Below are 16356 nucleotides of genomic sequence, written 5' to 3'. Positions count from 1 at the left end.
TCACGTTTTAGCCTCCGTCGCGCCGGACGCAACCTCCACTGGCGGGCTTTTGCCGCGCCGGACAAGGACCAACGCGACCGCGACCAGCGCCGCGCCGATAAAGTCGGGCACGCCCAGCCGCTCGTCATAGACGATCCAGCCGACCGTTCCGGCGACCACCGGTTGGGTCAGCAGCGCGATGCCGACAACCAAGGGCGAGAGATGGCCGAGCGCGTAGATCAGCAGCCCCTGCCCGACGACCTGGCTGGCGAGCGCGAGGCCGACCAATATGCCCCAATTCTGCGGCCAGATCTGCTCGCCCAACACCCAGGCGAAGATCAGTATCGGGAGTGTCCCGAACAGGCTGGACCAGGCAAGCGCGGGGAGCGGCGCCATCGCTTCGCGGGCGCGCGCCATCAGGATGAAATAGACGGTGTAGAGCGCGCCGGCGAGCAGGCAGAGGAGGTCGCCGACGAGGTTCTGCGGCGATAATTCATAGGATCGCCCGAGCAGCAGCCCCGCGCCGATTGCGGCGAGCGCGAGCGCCAGCCCCTGTTGCCGGGTGGGCCAGGCGCGGGCGACGAAGAAGCCCCAGATCGGGTACATCAGCGTCGCTGAATTGCCGAACAGCGTCGAGTTGGCGAGCGTCGTATGGAGGATGCCGATGTGCCAGGATGCGAGATCGGCGGCGAAGGCGATGCCGGAAAGCAACAAGACACCCCACAGCCCGCGCGTTCCCGCCATCGGCTTGCCGCGCGCGACCAGGATGATCGCAAACAGGAAGGGCACGCCGAGCGCGAGCCGCCAGAAGCCCGCCGCGACCGGGCCGACATCGGCGGCGCGCACGAACCACGGGCCGAAGGCCAGTGCGAGATTGCCGAGCAGCAGCGCGGCGAAGGGCAAAGCAGTCGCGCTTTGTTGCGGTGCAGCTTTTCTTGACGGGGCGGACTCGTGCATCGCGCCTTTAGCGCCCTATCTGTTGCACTATGCAACCCAATTGGAGGGAAATTCGCCGATGCCCGATTTGTTCGATCCGCTGACGCTGGGCGCGATCCATGCGCCGAACCGCATCCTGATGGCCCCGCTGACGCGCGGCCGCGCGGATCGCGACGGAGTGCCGACCGCGATCATGGCCGATTATTATGCGCAGCGCGCGTCGGCGGGGCTGATCATTTCGGAGGCGACCGGAATCAGCCGTCAGGGACTGGGCTGGCCGTTCGCGCCGGGGCTGTGGACCGATGCGCAGACGGAAGGGTGGAAGCCGGTGACCGATGCGGTTCATGCCGCCGGAGGGCGGATCGTCGCGCAGCTGTGGCATATGGGGCGGCAGGTGCACAGCTCGGTCACGGGCGAGCAGCCGGTTTCGTCTTCGGCGACCCAGACGCCCGGTCACATGCACACTTATGAAGGACGTCAGCCCTCGGAACTCGCCCGCGCGCTCGATATCGCGGAGATTCCCGGCATCCTCGACGACTATGCCCGCGCGACCAAAAACGCGCTGAAGGCCGGGTTCGACGGGGTGCAGATCCACGCCGCCAATGGCTATCTGATCGACCAGTTCTTGCGCGATGGCGCGAATCTGCGGACCGATGCCTATGGCGGGTCGGTCGACAACCGCATCCGGTTGCTGAGCGAAGTCGCCGAGCGCGTGGTCGCGGTGGCGGGGGCGGATCGCACCGGCGTGCGGCTGTCGCCCAATGGCGATAGCCAGGGCGTCGACGACAGCGATCCGCACGCGCTGTTCCTGCCGGCGGCCAAGCGCCTGTCCGAACTGGGCATCGCGTTCCTCGAACTGCGCGAGCCGGGGCCAGAGGGGACGTTCGGTCGCACCGATGTGCCGAGGCTCAGCCCGGCGATTCGCACGGTGTTCGACGGGCCGTTGGTGGTAAACTCCGACTATGTGACCCGCGAGGCGGCGCAGGCCGCGCTCGACAGCGGGGTCGCGGATGCGGTGAGCTTTGGCCGCACCTTCCTTGCCAATCCCGATCTGCCCGAAAGGCTGCGCAGCGGTGCGCCGCTCAATGAGGGTAATATGGCGACCTGGTACAGCCAGGGGCCGGAGGGATATGTCGATTATCCCGCGCTGGAAACTCAGGCGGCGTAACGCAAACGGGGGTGGAGGCGTTTCCTCTACCCCCGCTCCACCTCGTCCAGCCGCGCGGTGATCCATGTGCGGATCCCCGCGCGCAGCTTCGGCTGGAGGGCCAGCACGAAGGGCAGGACGATCAGCCAGGGGAAGAAGATGAAGGCGATCGAGAAGGCGATGAACAGACCGACCAGCCAGCCGCCGATCACCCCGCCGAATTTCTCGTTGAACCGGTCGCCCATCACGATCCGGCGCGGTGCCTTGAGGTCGTAGAGGCGCGAGGTGGTCAGGATTTGCGCGCCGCTGCGGTCGTCGATGCGGCGAGGTTCATCCTCGCTGACCGGGCGTTCGGCGGGTGGCGGTAGCGGGTGCTCATGTCGCGTCGCCGGCGGAACAGGGCCGGGGGCGCTTGCCGGCTTTCCGGTCAGCGTGTCGATCACCACCAGCCGCCGGTCGCGCTCGACGACCTTGTAGCGACTGGGCGGGACGTCGGTCACCGCGCGGCGCGTCCTGCACGCCATTGCTCGGCGCTCTGCCCCCAGGCGTCGACGGTGACGTCGGCATAGGGGGCGGGGAGCTTCACCGGCCGGAGGTTGGTCGATCCGAGCCGCTGGGCGAGGCGGATCGAGCGGGTGTTTTCGGGTGCAATGGTGTGGATCACCTCGCTCCAGCCGAGCACGTCGACCGCATAGTCCATCGCCGCGACCGCGCCCTCATAGGCATAGCCGCGCCCGGCAAATTCGCCCGCGACGCCCCAGCCGACTTCGGTGCCGGGCCAGCCTTCGGGCATCCATGGACCGAGGCGGCCGACCCATTTTCCGGTCGCGCGCTCGATGACCGAGAACATGGCGAAGCCGTTGATCTCCCACGCCCCCGCCATGGTGCACAGCTGCCGCCAGGCGACGCTGCGTTCGACCGGGCCGCCGAGATGCTCGGTCGCCACCGGATCGGCGGAAAAGGCCGCCCAGCCGTCGAGATCCTCCGCCGCCGGACGGCGCAGGATCAGCCGTTCGGTGAAGAGGATCGGAGAATTCATTACAGCCGCTGCTTCAACGCGAGCATCGCGATCGCGGCCTCTGCCGCACCGCCGCCCTTGTCGAGCTGCGCAGGGTCGGCGCGGCGGATTGCCTGCGCCTCGTCCTCGGTGGTCAGGATGCCGTTGCCGATCGGGATGCCGTCCATAGTCAGCGCCATGATGCCGCGCGCGCTTTCGTTCGACACGATCTCGAAATGATAGGTCTCACCGCGGATCACCACGCCGAGCGCGACATAGGCGTCGTAACGCTGGGTTTCTTCGGCCAGCACGATTGCGCCGGGCACTTCGAGTGCGCCGGGGACGGTGACCGTCTCATGGGAATGACCGGCCGCCTCGATCGCGGCGCGGGCACCGGCGAGGAGCATGTCGTTGAGATGGTCGTAGAAGCGCGCTTCGACGATCAGGATGTTGGCCATTATCTGCCTTTCAGATCGATTGCGCGTTCGCCGACGATACGCAGGCCGTATCCGTCGAGACCGACCAATGTGTGATGGGTGTTGGTGAGCAGCACCATTTCCTCGACCCCCAGATCGTTGAGGATCATCGCGCCGACGCCGTAATCGCGCAACTCCTCCATATCGACGACGGTGCGTTTCCCCGCCTTGCGCTCGACCGCCATGGTGAAGGCGTCGGCGCGCGGCTTGTTGATCACGACGACCACCCCGGCGCCTTCCTCGCCGATGATTTCCATCGAGCGCTGGAGCATCAGGCCGCGATCCCCCGCCTCACCGAATACGTCGGCGAAGGGCGACAATGCGTGCATGCGGACCAGGGTGGGCTTGTCGGAGCTGACGCGGCCCTTGACCAGGGCGAGCTGTTCGGTGCCAGTCGCCTTGTTCCAGAAGGCGATGGTGCGCCAGTCGCCGCCCCAGCGGCTGGTGAAAACCGATTCGGCGCGCCGTTCGACCAGATGGTCGTAGCGACGGCGATAGGCGATCAGGTCGCGGATCGTTCCGATCTTGAGATTGTGGAGTTGGGCGAAGGCGACGAGGTCGTCCATCCGCGCCATCGTCCCGTCATCTTTCATGATCTCGCAGATCACACCCGAGGGGCTGAGGCCGGCGAGGCGGGAGACGTCCACCGCCGCTTCGGTATGGCCGGCGCGGACCAGCACGCCGCCCTCGCGCGCGACGAGCGGGAAGACATGGCCGGGCGAGACGATGTCGGCGGACCCCTTGGTCGCGTCGGTCGCGACCGCGATGGTGCGTGCGCGATCGGCAGCGGAGATTCCGGTGGTGACGCCCTCCTTCGCCTCGATCGAGACGGTGAAGGCCGTGCCCATGCTGGTGCCGTTGCGGCGCGACATCGGTTCCAGGCCAAGCTGGTCGGCGCGGCCCTGCGTGATGGCGAGGCAAATCAGGCCGCGACCGTGGCGCGCCATGAAGTTGATCGCGTCGGGGGTCGCCATCTGGCCGGGGATGACCAGATCGCCCTCATTCTCGCGATCCTCGTCATCGACCAGGATGAACATGCGACCGTTGCGCGCCTCGTCGATAATCTCCTCTGGCGAGGAGAGGAAGGCGTGGGGCAGGCGGGAGATTTCAGCTTTGGCCACGGACGGCCTCCATGCGTTGCAGATAACGTGCGAGCACGTCGATTTCGAGATTGACCGCCTGACCCTGGGCAAGTGCGCCCAGCGTGGTGACGGCTTGCGTGTGCGGGATCAGGTTGATCGAAAAATGCGCGGTGCCGTCGGGCTGATCCGTCACCTCGTTCACGGTCAGCGACACCCCGTCGATGGTGATCGACCCCTTGGCGGCGATGAACGGGGCGAGGCTGGCGGGGACGGCAAAGCCGACGCGCTGCGAGTCGCCGTCGGGACAGATGTCGATCACGGTGCCGACGCCGTCGACATGGCCGGTGACGATATGCCCGCCCAGCTCATCGCCGACCTTGAGCGCGCGTTCGAGGTTGAGGCGCTGGCCGGCCTGCCACTGCGCGGCGGTGCGCGAGACGGTCTCGTGGCTGACATCGACCGCGAACCAGCCCGGCCCCTTGTCGACGACGGTCAGGCAGACGCCCGAACAGGCGATCGATGCGCCCATGTCGACGGTGGTCGTGTCATAGGTCGTGGTGATGTGGACGCGCAGGTCGCCGCGATTCTCGATCCTCTGGATCGCGCCGACATCGGTGATGATTCCGGTGAACATGGTCTATCCTCTGGCGCGCTCGTAGACCTCGAGCCGGTCGCTGCCAAGCATCCGCGCGTCGTGGAGGGTCCAGCGGCCGTGCGCGCGATTGAGCGCGGTGAGCCCGAGATCGGCGAGGGCCGGTTTGCCGCCGAGCATGATCGGCGCGCGGTAGAGCAGGAGGCGGTCGACCAGATCGGCGCGCAGGAAGGCAGCGGCGGTCTGTGCGCCTCCCTCGACCAGCAAGTGGCCGATGCCGTCGAGCGTTCCAATCGCTTCGGGCGCGGCGATGCGGGTCCAGCCGGGGGCGTCGCGGGATGAGAGAAGGATGCGGCGGGGTGCGCGATCTTCAAGTCCGCCGAGGCGCACGTCGAGCTTTGGCGCGTCGGCTTCCAGCGTGCCGCGTCCGACCAGGATCGCCTCATGCCGTGCGCGCTCCAGATGCACATGGGCGCGGGCGCGGGGGCCGGTGATCCAGCGACTCTCGCCGTTCGACAGCGCGATGCAGCCGTCGAGCGAGGTTGCGAGCTTGAGCGTTACGAACGGGCGGCCCTGTGCACGGCGAGTGAGGAAGCCGGCCATGCTGCGGGTTGCCTCATCGGCGCGGATGCCCGTGGTGAGGGCAACGCCGGCGGAATCGAGCCTGGCGATGCCGCGCCCGTCGGTGCGCGGATCGGGGTCGCGCAGGGCGATCACCACGCGGGCGATCCCGGCGGCGATCAGCGAGGCGGCACAGGCTGGGCCGCGTTGGGACTGATGCGCGCAGGGTTCGAGTGTGGTGTAGGCGGTCGCGCCGCGCGCGGCATCGCCCGCCTGTGCCAGCGCCATCGCTTCGGCGTGGGGGCGTCCGCCGGGCTGGGTCCAGCCGCGCCCGACGACGCGCCCCTCCCGCACGATGACGCAGCCGACATTGGGATTGGGTGCGGAACGACCGCGCGCGCGCTCGGCAAGTGCGAGCGCGGCACCCATCCACGCGGCGTCGTTCAAATCCCGTATTCTTTCAGCTTGTCGTCGATCTTCTTATACTCGAGTCGCTTCTTCTCGGCCTTCGCCTTTTCCTCCGCGATGCGCTTCTGGCGGATCGGTTCGTCGATCTTCTGCTGGGCGATGATCTGGTCGATCGTCCGGTCCTCACGCCAGTTCTGGAAATAGACGATCTCGCGCTTGTAGGGCTTCTTGAAATAGGAGTCCTGGTAGAAGGCGAACAGAACCAGACTGGTCGTCACCGCTGCAGCGAGCATAAACCAGAACTGGTAGCGGTGGCGGATGCGCAGGGCTCTGCGCAGATCCGCCAGCGCGCCGACCGTGGAGACGGGGCGATCGGGTTTGAAGAACCTCATGGCCGCCAAGATAGGGGCTTTGGTGCCATCGGACCAGCCCGAGCTAATCCACCAGCCGGAAGTTGAGCGTCATCGTCATCCAGTCCTCATAGGGGACGCCGTCGCGGGTCGCGGGCTTGAACCGCCAGCGCGCGAGCGCGTGGCGGCGGGTCGCCTCGGACAGGCCCTTGCTCGGGGTGCGCAGGATCTCGATCGCTTTCACCCGGCCATCGACCCCGACCAGCACGCGGGCGGTGAGCTTGCCCTCGGTCTGCGCGCGGATTTCGGAGGTGGGATAGGGCGGCTGGAGCGAGTCGCTGTAGCGCGGATCGACGGTGGCGCCGATCAGCACCGGCGGCTTGGGCGGGTCCGCGATGACTCCGCCGGAGGGCGGGCCGGGGTCGGCGGGCGGGTTGTTCGTGATCGGCGTATATTCGGTGGTCGATCCGATCGGGTCGCTTGTGCTGGTGGTTTTGACGATCGGATCGGGCTGGTGCGGAAGCGGCTGGGTCACCGCGACGACCTTCCGTTCGTCGCGCACCTGCTTGACCGGTTCCGGCTCGGGCTTGGGCTGCTCGAGCGGAATGTGGGTTGTGTTGAGCACCGGATCGAGAATCTCGGGCAATACGCCCGGCCCGACCAGTGTCGCGCCGAACCCGACCAGGGCGAGGACGATGAGCGAAGCGCCGGCGCTGGCCCGGCGGGAAGCGGAAGGCTGATAGCGTTCGGTGTGCATGACAGGCTCTCCATCATTCCGGTCGTTGCCGGTCGATAGATGATATACCATCACATAAAGGTTGCAAATCCCTTTTTCGACCGGGTGATCGGACTGCGCGGTGGAGGGAAAATGGGAGGGGCCGAACGAGCGACCCCGCTCAGCCGCGCAGCCTTTCGATCACGCGTTCGCGGCCGATCAGCGGGAGCAGCGCCGCCATGTCGGGGCCCGAGTCGCGACCGGTGAGCGCGCGGCGGAGTGGATGGAACAGCGCGCGGCCCTTGCGTTCGGTCGCTCCCTTGAGCGCGCCGGTCAGCGCGTGCCAAGGGTCGGCGGCCCAGTCGAGGGTCGCGGCGATGTCGGCGGCGGTGTCGAGGAAGGCGCGGTCCTCGGGGTCGGCGGAGGCGTCGATTGGCCCGGCGACGACCTGCCACCAGTCCGCTGCACCGGCGACCGTCTCGAGATTGGGGCGGATCGCGTCCCATGCCGCCACGTCCATGCCGACGGGTAGTCGGTCGGCGACTGCGTCGAAGGGCAGCTGGTGGACGATGCGCGCGTTGAGCTGCGCCAGCTCGCCTTCGTCGAACCGCGCGGGGGCGCGGCCGAAGCGGGCGAAGTCGAACCCGGCGATCAGCGGCGCGCGGTCGGCGTGCGGCTCGACCGGATCGCTGGTGCCGAGCCGAGCGAGCAGGGCGATGATCGCTTGCGGCTCAAGCCCGATGTCGCGGAAATGATCGCATCCGAGCGAGCCGAGGCGTTTGGACAATTTTCCCTCGTTCCCGGTGAGCAGCGCCTCGTGCGCGAAAGCGGGTGGCCGCGCGCCGAGCGCGGCGAACATCTGCACTTGCGCGGCGGTATTGGAAACATGGTCCTCGCCACGCACGACATGGGTGATGCCCATGTCGATATCGTCGATCACCGAGGGGAGCAGGTAGAGCCAGGAGCCGTCGGCGCGGCGGATGACGGGATCGCTCATCGTCGCGGGATCGAAGCGCTGGGCCCCCCGGATCAGGTCGGTCCATTCGATCGGCGCGCCATTGTCGAGCTTGAAGCGCCAGTGCGGGCGGGTCCCCGCTGCCTCCAGCGCGGCGCGGTCGGTTTCGGTAAGTGCCAGCGCGGCGCGATCATAGATTGGCGGAAGGCCGCGGCCGAGCTGGATCTTGCGCTTGAGTTCAAGCTCCTGCTGGCTCTCATAGGCGGGATAGACACGGCCCGCCTCGACAAGTTCGGCGAAGCGGCGTTCATACAGGTCGAAGCGCTGCGACTGGCGCGCCTCGCCATCGGGATCGAGGCCGAGCCAGGCGAGATCGGCGCGGATCGCGTCGACATAGGATTCCTGCGAGCGTTCGGCGTCGGTGTCGTCGATGCGCAGCAGGAAGCGCCCACCATGTTTTTGCGCCCACATCCAGTTGTGGAGCGCGGTGCGGATATTGCCGACATGCAGATGGCCGGTGGGGCTGGGCGCGAAGCGGGTGACGACGGGCGTGCTGGTCATCCGCGCGCGCTAGCCGATTTGACCGCACAATGGAAAGCGCCGCGCATCTTTACGCGCGCGGCACTTGCGCCTATCGGGACGCGGTCCGGGCGCTTAGCTCAGTTGGTAGAGCATCTCGTTTACACCGAGAGGGTCGGCGGTTCGAGCCCGTCAGCGCCCACCATTTTCCGGCTCCATGATCCTTAGTTCGCGCTGATCGACGGCTTTCCGCCCGTCAGCTTCACCGTGACATAGCTGTTGTCGCAGATATTGGCGTTGCTGAAGACCATCGTCGAGGCGTCGTCGAAGGTCGCGCGCAGATCGTAGCGGCACTGGCTTGACGGTCGATCAAGGCGAACGGTGGTGCGCGCGCCGGGCTTCACCACGGGTTCGCGCCGCGCCCCTTCTTCCTCCAGTCCAGGCTTCCAGTCGGTCGATCCGGTCGGCGCGAGCTCGACGGTCTTGATCGGCTTGCCGGTGCCGTTGATCAGGACAAAGTCCCAATCCTCGGCAAGTGCGGGTGACGCGACGAACAGGGCCGTAACCAGCCCGGTCAGATAATGCATGGCATCCCTCCCCTAAAAGGACGTGGGAGCAGCATGCGCCCGCGTTGCGCCATGTGCAAGATGTCGGGGGGGCGCGGACGAGGTTCAGGTTCAGAGCGAGCGGACGAGCCGCACCGCACAGGCGATCCAGGGCGGGTCGGCGACCACCTGTTGCCGCGCACCCGGGCCAAGCGGCAGGACGTTGAGCCGGCCCCCTTCGCCCTCATGCGCGATCAGGCGGCCGAACAGAAAACGACCGGCGGGGCGGGGGATCAATACGTCCCGGTTGAGTGCCTGTGCGAATGCCTGGGGGGCGAGGCGACGGCACCACACCTCGTCGCCCGCGCGATAGTCGCCGATGCTGCCGCTGACGGTGACTGCGACCAGATCAGGCTCGGCGATCGGCGGCACGACATTGGCGGGTCGGCGCAACGCCTGTGCTCCCGAAGAATCGAGGCTGGCAGCAACCGGGATATCGGGGCGATCGGGGAAGCGGACGAGATCGGCGGCGTCGACCCCGAGCGCGGCGGCGATGCGGTTGAGCCAGACCACCGACACGGTGCGCGTGCCGGTCTCCAGCCGCCCGATCGTCTGCGCGGTGGTCGGCGGGTCGCAGCGTTGTGCCACTTCCTCCAGCGTCAGCCCTTTGGCACGACGCACTTCGCGGATCGCGGTGATCAATTGCAGCTCCATCTAACCGATGTGGTTAAATCACTTTCCTACAAGCGTGACGTCGTGGCAAGCCCGATTCTGCAGGCGATGAGGGAGTCAGGAATGCGTGAGCTGGTCGAGCGGACGATCGAGGATGGGCATGTAATCCGGAATGCCCCGGCGCGGCGGAGCGGACGGCGGGTGTCGGTCAACGACGCTGAATCGCCGCTGGCGTGGCTGCGCGCGCGCGGGATGGTCGATGCGCGTCAGTTCGAGGCGGGGAGCGGCTGCGCGACGATTATGAGATGGCGGCGCTGGGGCCGCGCGTGACGATGCGATGGGACGCGGCCCCGGCGGCGCGACGCGGCGGGCTGCCGGGTGCAGCGCTCGATCCAACGCAGGTGCAGATCGCAGCGAAACGGCGGTTCGATGCGGCGATTGCGGCAGCGGGGCGGGGCCTGGCGGATATATTGTGGCGGGTGATTTGCGCCGGGGAGAGCGTGCCGGTGGCTGAAAAGGCGCTGGCCTGGCCCGCGCGGGCCGGGCGGCTGGTGCTGACGCTGGCGCTCGACCGGCTGGCGGATCACTACCGCTTGCCGTGAACCCTCAGTTCATCACCAGCAGCACGTCGGTGGCGGCAGCCCCGCGATTGGCGACGCGCGCGACGAGCGGGCCGCCGCCGGCGGGGATGCGACAGGTGAGCAGCGCACCCGTGCTGCTGTCGGTACAAAGCTGGCGACCGGCGCTGTCGAGGATGGTGAGCGCCACCGGGCTCGCGCCGATGCGGCGGACGGCGATGGTCGCGGCGGCGTCGGCGCTGCGGGTGATGGGGAGCGACCAGGTCGCCCCGGCGGGGACGGTCTGGCGGATCGAGCTGGGACCGGCACCGAGCACGCCGCGTTCGGCTTCGGCGTCCGCCGCTTCGACCTCGGCAAGCAGGCGGGGGTCGCCTGCTGCCAGGGCGCGGGCCTCCGCGCGCATCTCCGCCCCGGTGACCGCGTGTGGACGATCTTCGCCACGAACGGGCAGCGCGGCGACAGCGAGCGCGAGGGCGATCAGGCGGAGGGCGGCGCGCATCGGTCAGGCGGCCTTGGCAGGGTGAGGGCCGTTCCACACCGGCGCGCCGACGCGGAAGCGGACCTGCGGCGCGGGGTTGGCGGTCAGGCCGATCCCGTTGCCGCGATAGCCGACGACCCAGCTTTCCGCGGCGTAGCAATTGCCGCGGGCAGGGCGGGCATAGCCATATTGGACCGCGTCGATCTCGGCGAGCATTGCGGGGTCGCTGCGGGCGAGCAGGCGGGCTTCGGCATAGAGCGCGGCGGCGGTGGTCGCGCCGGGGGCGAAGACGCTGCGGGGTAGGGTGGCGAGAAGCTTGGCCGCCTCGACCATCGCCAGCGGGTCCTGTGCGGCGCGGGCGTAGCTGGCGAGTTCGCCCGACAGCGCGATGTTGCGCGCGGCGTCGATGTCGGTGCTGGCGGGGTCGACGATATGGACGGTGCGGGTCATCTGGGCCTCCTGTTGGTGTGAGGCCAGTGATGCCGCCGGGGTCAGGCGTCCGCCACTGACGCTTTCGGTCGCGCGGCGAGGAAGCGGCGGTAAACCCAGCCGATCCCGATCAGCGCGACGCCGAGGCCGAGGAAGGAAAGGATGCGGAGCAACCCGTCGAGCGCTGCGGCGTCGATCAGGAAGACCTTGAGCGTAACGAAGGTGAGCAGGCCGAGCCCGGCAAGGCGGAGATCGCGACTGGCAGCGCGGATGCCGAGGGTCAGCCAGGCGATGGCGAGGAGAAGGAGCGCGATCGAGTAGCCGTAATTTTCGCCGATTCCGATCGGGCCGGTGACGATGCTGCCGTGCGCGAGTTGGCGGACGGCGGCGAGAGTGGCGAGCAGGGCTGCGGCCATTGCGGCGCGGGTCGCGGCCGGCGGGGGGAGGAAGCGGTGGAGCCAGACGCCGGTGAGGGCGAAGTGTAGCGCCAGCGGGAGCAGCGCGACCTGTTGCGCGACGAACAGCGGGTTGAGGACGAACAGGTCGAACCACAGCAGACGACCGAGCGCGAGGCCGAACAGGATCGGCGCGATGGCGGGGAGGCGGGTGCGCAGCAGGATCGCGGCGGCGAACAGCGCGTGGGTGATGAGGGCGCGCTCGACGAAGCCGAGGCTGACGAACCGGGCGTCGTCGGCGATGGCGAGCGGGAGCTTGGCGAGGTGATAGAGCAGCAGGATCGCGGCGGCGATGCCGATGCCAAGCGCGGCGTTGCGGAGGCGACCGAACAGGCGGGGGTGAATCGCGAGCGCGACGATGGCGATCAGCGGGAGGAGCGCGCGCAACGCGTCGGCGAGCGGCGGGAGGAGCGGGGCGGTCAGCGGCTCGCCCGCGAGCGACTGGGCGATCAGCAGCGCGTAATCGACGACCGGTTCGATCCCCGCCAGCAGGGTGGCGAACAGGCCGAGGATGGGCAGGGTGAGCAAGGCTGCGTCCCCGGTGCGCCTCGCCCATAGACCAAGGCCGAGGGTGACGAGCGCGAGGATGGCGGGGAGCCACTCGGCGGGAACGAGCTGTCCGAGCGCGCTGGCGGCGAGGATCGCGGCGATCAGCGCGCCGGCGATCAGGCCGGGGTCGTGGCTGTCGGTAGCGGCGCGGCGGCGCCAGCTGATTGAGGAGGCGAGCACGGCGGCGATGAGTTCCAGACCCGCCCATTGCCAGTCGGTCAGGCGCGAGGGCTCAAGCAGATTGGCGAGCAGCACTGGCCCGGCGACCCCGCCGAGCGCGAGGATCGCCCAGCTGCGCGCACGGTCGAGCAGGATCAGGCCGGGGGCCGCGAACAGCACGGCGAGGACCGGTGCGGCGATGAAGGTCGCGCCGTGATCCGGGGCGGACAGGGCAATAGCGAGCAGCGCGAGCGACAAGCCGAGCGCAGCGAGTGCGCCGGGGAGGTGCCGCGCATCGCGCCATGCGAGGATCAGCGCGGCGGCGGCGAGGATGAGATAGAAACTCCAGGCGAACCCATCGAACTGGAGCGCCGGGGCGAAGACGAGCAGCTGGACCAGCCCGACGACGATCGGCGCGGCGCGCAGCCATGCGCTGGTCACGCCGGTGCGGGGCAAAGCGAGGGTCGCCGCCAGTGCCAGCGCGATGACGAACGCCGCCGGGCCGGTGAGCAGATTGGGGTCGAGCGCGACGAGCAGGAAATTGACCCAGCCGAAGCCGACCGCTGTTGCCGCGAGCGCGAGCCAGCTCCAGCCGCGGTGAATTGCCAGGCCGAAGAGCGCGGCGGTGAACAGGCCGAGGTAAATCAGGAGCGGCCCGATCCCGGCGGCGTCGTAACCCGCGACGAGCGGCGCGACGAAGCCTCCGGCCAGCGCCAGCACGGCGGTGGGCGGCCCGTGGCGCAGCGCGAGGAACAGGCCGAGCGTGGTCACCGCGATCATCAGGACGAAGGCGGGGAGCGGGCCGATCAGATGGTAGAGCGCGGCGGCGATGTAGAGCGTCGCATAGCTGCTGGCGATGCCGGCACCGGCGAGCGCCTGGCCGATGCGCGAGTCTTCGGCGAGCGCGGGGATGCGGCGTGCCGCCTCGCTGGCGGCGACGAGGATTACCGCGAAGAGCGCGGCGAGGAGGGTGCGGACGCCGGGGGTGAGCAGGCCGATCTCGACCGCGTGGCGGACGAGGAAGAAGCCGGCGACCACGAGCGCGACCGCGCCGATCCACACGGGAAGCCGCGCGCCGATCAGCGATTCTGAGGCTGGGGCGATCGGGTTCCGGTTCGGGTCGTGGTGCAGCTGGCGGCGGGGCTGCGGCCTGCCTGACCGGCGATTGGACGCGGGCTGGGGCCGGGGGCGGTGGTGAGACAACCGGTTCGGCCGGAGCTGGCGTCGGCTCAGCCGGAGGTGGCGGCGGCGCGGCGGCGTCGCGCCGATATTGCGCCTGAAGCTGTGTCGGGCGTTCGAGCAGGTCGATCCGGTCGCGCAGCGCGCGGAGCCGCTGGCCCTGCGCCACGACCATGATGCCGAGGACCACCACGGCGAGGAACAGGATGCCGTCCATCGCCGACCTTGTGGCAGCTTGATCCGCGCCGCGCCAGCGCGGGTTTGCGCGACCCAAGCCGAACTGCATTTGCGTCGCGGCGGCGCGGGGGTAGAGCGGGATGATGGAACTGAACTTCACGAAATGCCACGGGTCGGGGAATGATTTTGCCCTGTTGGACGCCCGTGATCTGAACCTTGACGACGCCAGCTGGTCGCGGATTGCGCGCACGTTGTGCGATCGCAGCGGACCGGTGGGGGGCGATGGAATTCTGCTACTGACTCAAGGGGATGGCGTTTCCGATTTCGGGATGCGGGTCGTGAACAGCGATGGGTCCGAGCCCGAGACCTGTCTGAATGGATTGCGGTGCCTGGCGCGGGCCGGGTTCGAGGCGTTGGGGATCGACGCGGCGCGGGTGCGGTTGAAGACCAGCGGGGCTGAAGTCGCGCGCGAGGCGGAGCTGGCGCGGGGCGTCTATACCGTGCGCGAGACGGTGGGGCCGGTGGGGACCGATCCGGCGGCGGTAGGCATCCGCGTTCCGGGGCCGGTGATCGAGGCGGTGGTTCCGGGGCTGCCCAATGCGCGCGCCTTTACCGCGCTGGCGATGCCCAATCCGCATCTGATCGCGTTCGTCGAGAAGGTCGATGTCGATGAGCTGGTCGCGCTGGGGCAATGGTGCGAGGCGGGGCCGGAATTGCTGGTCGATCGCGCCAATGTGAGCTTTGTCGAGGTGCGGGGCAGCGACCTGTTCGTGCAGACGTTCGAGCGCGGCGTCGGGCTGACCAATGCGTGCGGCACGGCGATGGCCGGGGCGACGCATGCCGCGGGGCTGACCGGGCGGCTGAAGTTCGGGGAATGGCTGACGGTGTTCAACCCCGGCGGCCGCGTGCGCGCGCGGGCCGAGGGACCGGCGGGCGGCGACATGGTGACGATCGCGGGCAATGCGACGTTCGAATGGGATGGGGTGATTGAGATCGATCCGGCGACGGGTGAGGCGGGGGCGCTGACCGTGGTGCGGCGGCGGGAGGGTGAGGTGAAGGCTTGGGCGGCGGCGCGCGGGTAGGTGAGGGCGGCTCCGACCCGCTCCGTCACCCATTCGGCGATCGTGACAGCCGACCGGTGGCTTCCCGAGGCCGCGCTCATCATGGGCGACCGACGTAAGCCGCTGAATTGGGTAGATCGTAGTCATTGACCCTGACGGTCTTTCGGGCATGCTTCCAAGATGAAAAGACCAGCATCTCGTCTATGGCTATTCGGGATGCCTTTTGCGGCCACCCTATTCGGCATCGCCGCGCTGTGGTCGGTGAACGGTAGGGACGCGTCTGCCGAGACCGACCAGTACCAAATGCGGGCTATAAGCCACGCAGTGTTCGCGGGGGGCCGACTCTGGATGATGGGCGATGACGGTTCGCTCCTGTCCCTTTCGCCCGCCGACCTGAAGCCCGAACGCTTGAAAATTGACGGTAAGGCTGTCGCAATCTGTAAATCCGCGGGCCGCCTTGTTGCTATAATTCAGGCTGAAAAGGGCAAATGGTCGATAAATTGGCGCTCTTCTACCGGATGGGATGTTGGGCCTACAATCGCCATCGACAACGAAAGTCTGGCAGCATTTGGCTGCGCGGAGGAAGGCTCTGCCATCGCCATTGTTACTGATCATCGCTTGGTGGAAGTCGAGGGCGCGAGGGTGCGTGCGGTGAAACTCTCCCAGAAATTGGAGTCGACTTTTGGCGTTGGAACGGCGTTGATTGACGGCAATGCGATTTGGGTTGGCTTCAACCTTGGCGAATGGGGTGGTGGGCTTCGGCGGATAGAGCGCAGCGATGGAAAGATGGAAATCGTTGAGAAGAACCGATCGGGCGAGCTGTGTGGCGGCCCGCTCAATACGGGGTGTGACCCGGTAAACGGGATCGTCGCCTCCCCGTCGAAACCTTCCTGCGTGGTCGCAGCAATCGGCCTCGTGCACATGATGTCCCACGGTCGTATCGTCGAGGTGTGCGACACAACGGTACGACGCGTGTATTTCAAACCGACTGACCATCAGCCCCCTTACGGAAAGCCCGATGAGGGCGAACCCGCGAGCACAATTGCGTTTTTTGGCCTGACTCGCGTTGGCAATACGGTTTGGGCACTTGGCACAGACGGACTCTATCGGTTTGACGGGGCGTCATCACCCCAGTTTCGTCCACTCCCAACGTTTGAAAATAGAGGTGGTTATCAGGTCAGCTTTGACGTCCCCGGCCTTGTTCTGCTGATGACCGATGTGAACCAGCGTCGATCGTTAAGTGGCGCGGTGCCGATTATGGCGGCACGCTGAATCTTCGCATCGGCAGATGCTGAACCAAGTTCAGCATGACGGAAGAAGGGTCGCGCTATCTGCCCCACGGCCTCTTCGTCGCCCC

19 protein-coding genes, 1 tRNA gene and 1 pseudogene are annotated in these 16356 nt (G+C 67.9%); 6 read left to right on the top strand and 15 right to left on the bottom strand.

Annotated features, from left to right (window positions below; all coding sequences use genetic code 11):
- Positions 1 to 936 carry a DMT family transporter gene (locus tag LRS08_RS08655; RefSeq protein ID WP_257844046.1) on the bottom strand — a complete coding sequence of 312 codons (936 nt, stop codon included), beginning with the start codon at positions 934 to 936 and terminating at the stop codon, positions 1 to 3.
- 58 nt (positions 937 to 994) lie between these two features.
- On the opposite strand from LRS08_RS08655, the gene LRS08_RS08650 reads away from it, so the two are divergent.
- Complete coding sequence (locus tag LRS08_RS08650) at positions 995 to 2083, top strand: alkene reductase (protein WP_257844047.1); 1089 nt, start codon at positions 995 to 997, stop codon at positions 2081 to 2083.
- A gap of 26 nt (positions 2084 to 2109) precedes the next feature.
- Here the strand turns inward: LRS08_RS08650 and LRS08_RS08645 are convergent, their stop codons facing one another.
- The 9 genes from LRS08_RS08645 to gltX form a co-directional block, all read right to left on the bottom strand.
- Positions 2110 to 2562: a hypothetical protein gene (locus LRS08_RS08645; protein ID WP_257844048.1), complete on the bottom strand. Its 453-nt coding sequence runs from the start codon at positions 2560 to 2562 to the stop codon at positions 2110 to 2112.
- Positions 2559 to 3101, bottom strand: coding sequence for a GNAT family N-acetyltransferase (locus LRS08_RS08640; RefSeq protein WP_257844049.1), 543 nt, complete (start codon positions 3099 to 3101; stop codon positions 2559 to 2561). The genes LRS08_RS08645 and LRS08_RS08640 overlap by 4 nt, the downstream gene beginning before the upstream one ends.
- Complete coding sequence (ribH, locus tag LRS08_RS08635; protein WP_257844050.1) at positions 3101 to 3517, bottom strand: 6,7-dimethyl-8-ribityllumazine synthase; 417 nt, start codon at positions 3515 to 3517, stop codon at positions 3101 to 3103. The genes LRS08_RS08640 and ribH overlap by 1 nt, the downstream gene beginning before the upstream one ends.
- Positions 3517 to 4656 (bottom strand): 3,4-dihydroxy-2-butanone-4-phosphate synthase, encoded by a 1140-nt coding sequence (ribB, locus tag LRS08_RS08630; protein WP_257844051.1) that lies wholly within the window; start codon positions 4654 to 4656, stop codon positions 3517 to 3519. The genes ribH and ribB overlap by 1 nt, the downstream gene beginning before the upstream one ends.
- Entirely contained in the window at positions 4643 to 5251 is a 609-nt protein-coding gene (locus LRS08_RS08625) for a riboflavin synthase (RefSeq protein ID WP_257844052.1), read from the bottom strand. The genes ribB and LRS08_RS08625 overlap by 14 nt, the downstream gene beginning before the upstream one ends.
- Before the next feature lie 3 nt (positions 5252 to 5254).
- The gene (ribD, locus tag LRS08_RS08620; RefSeq protein ID WP_374580550.1) at positions 5255 to 6217 is read right to left on the bottom strand and encodes a bifunctional diaminohydroxyphosphoribosylaminopyrimidine deaminase/5-amino-6-(5-phosphoribosylamino)uracil reductase RibD; all 963 of its coding nucleotides are present in this window, start codon (positions 6215 to 6217) and stop codon (positions 5255 to 5257) included.
- The gene (locus LRS08_RS08615) at positions 6214 to 6570 is read right to left on the bottom strand and encodes a hypothetical protein (protein ID WP_257844053.1); all 357 of its coding nucleotides are present in this window, start codon (positions 6568 to 6570) and stop codon (positions 6214 to 6216) included. The genes ribD and LRS08_RS08615 overlap by 4 nt, the downstream gene beginning before the upstream one ends.
- Before the next feature lie 43 nt (positions 6571 to 6613).
- Positions 6614 to 7285 carry an energy transducer TonB gene (locus tag LRS08_RS08610; RefSeq protein ID WP_260481568.1) on the bottom strand — a complete coding sequence of 224 codons (672 nt, stop codon included), beginning with the start codon at positions 7283 to 7285 and terminating at the stop codon, positions 6614 to 6616.
- Positions 7286 to 7424: 139 nt separating this feature from the next.
- Entirely contained in the window at positions 7425 to 8759 is a 1335-nt protein-coding gene (gltX, locus tag LRS08_RS08605) for a glutamate--tRNA ligase (protein ID WP_260481567.1), read from the bottom strand.
- Positions 8760 to 8846: 87 nt separating this feature from the next.
- Between gltX and LRS08_RS08600 the strand changes: the two genes are divergently transcribed.
- Positions 8847 to 8922, top strand: a tRNA-Val gene (locus LRS08_RS08600).
- 19 nt (positions 8923 to 8941) lie between these two features.
- On the opposite strand, the gene LRS08_RS08595 is transcribed toward LRS08_RS08600, so the two are convergent.
- Positions 8942 to 9304, bottom strand: a complete 363-nt coding sequence (locus LRS08_RS08595; RefSeq protein ID WP_257844055.1) for a hypothetical protein — start codon at positions 9302 to 9304, stop codon at positions 8942 to 8944.
- Between the two features lie 90 nt (positions 9305 to 9394).
- Positions 9395 to 9964 carry a helix-turn-helix domain-containing protein gene (locus LRS08_RS08590; protein WP_257845462.1) on the bottom strand — a complete coding sequence of 190 codons (570 nt, stop codon included), beginning with the start codon at positions 9962 to 9964 and terminating at the stop codon, positions 9395 to 9397.
- Between the two features lie 93 nt (positions 9965 to 10057).
- On the opposite strand from LRS08_RS08590, the pseudogene LRS08_RS08585 reads away from it, so the two are divergent.
- Positions 10058 to 10536, top strand: a pseudogene (locus LRS08_RS08585) (DUF6456 domain-containing protein).
- A 4-nt stretch (positions 10537 to 10540) separates the two neighbouring features.
- On the opposite strand, the gene LRS08_RS08580 reads toward LRS08_RS08585, so the two are convergent.
- The 3 genes from LRS08_RS08580 to LRS08_RS08570 are packed head-to-tail and all read right to left on the bottom strand — an operon-like array spanning position 10541 to position 13644.
- Positions 10541 to 11011 (bottom strand): hypothetical protein, encoded by a 471-nt coding sequence (locus LRS08_RS08580; RefSeq protein ID WP_257844056.1) that lies wholly within the window; start codon positions 11009 to 11011, stop codon positions 10541 to 10543.
- Positions 11012 to 11014: 3 nt separating this feature from the next.
- On the bottom strand, positions 11015 to 11440 hold the full coding sequence (locus LRS08_RS08575; protein WP_257844057.1) for a hypothetical protein: 426 nt from the start codon (positions 11438 to 11440) through the stop codon (positions 11015 to 11017).
- Positions 11441 to 11481: 41 nt separating this feature from the next.
- Positions 11482 to 13644 carry a DUF2339 domain-containing protein gene (locus LRS08_RS08570; RefSeq protein WP_409456279.1) on the bottom strand — a complete coding sequence of 721 codons (2163 nt, stop codon included), beginning with the start codon at positions 13642 to 13644 and terminating at the stop codon, positions 11482 to 11484.
- Between the two features lie 208 nt (positions 13645 to 13852).
- Here LRS08_RS08570 and LRS08_RS08565 point away from each other — a divergent pair, with 208 nt between their 5' ends.
- From LRS08_RS08565 to LRS08_RS08555, 3 genes are all read left to right on the top strand, one after another.
- A complete protein-coding gene (locus LRS08_RS08565) occupies positions 13853 to 14122 on the top strand; it encodes a hypothetical protein (RefSeq protein WP_260481565.1) in 270 nt (89 codons plus the stop codon).
- Positions 14079 to 15020, top strand: coding sequence for a diaminopimelate epimerase (gene dapF / locus LRS08_RS08560; protein WP_312026672.1), 942 nt, complete (start codon positions 14079 to 14081; stop codon positions 15018 to 15020). The genes LRS08_RS08565 and dapF overlap by 44 nt, the downstream gene beginning before the upstream one ends.
- Before the next feature lie 159 nt (positions 15021 to 15179).
- Positions 15180 to 16271, top strand: a complete 1092-nt coding sequence (locus LRS08_RS08555) for a hypothetical protein (RefSeq protein ID WP_260481564.1) — start codon at positions 15180 to 15182, stop codon at positions 16269 to 16271.
- Positions 16272 to 16356: the final 85 nt, after the last annotated feature.

This window comes from Sphingomonas sp. J315 (genome assembly GCF_024666595.1).
Classification (GTDB): Bacteria; Pseudomonadota; Alphaproteobacteria; order Sphingomonadales; family Sphingomonadaceae; genus Sphingomonas.
This window is presented reverse-complemented; position numbering and strand designations above follow the sequence as displayed.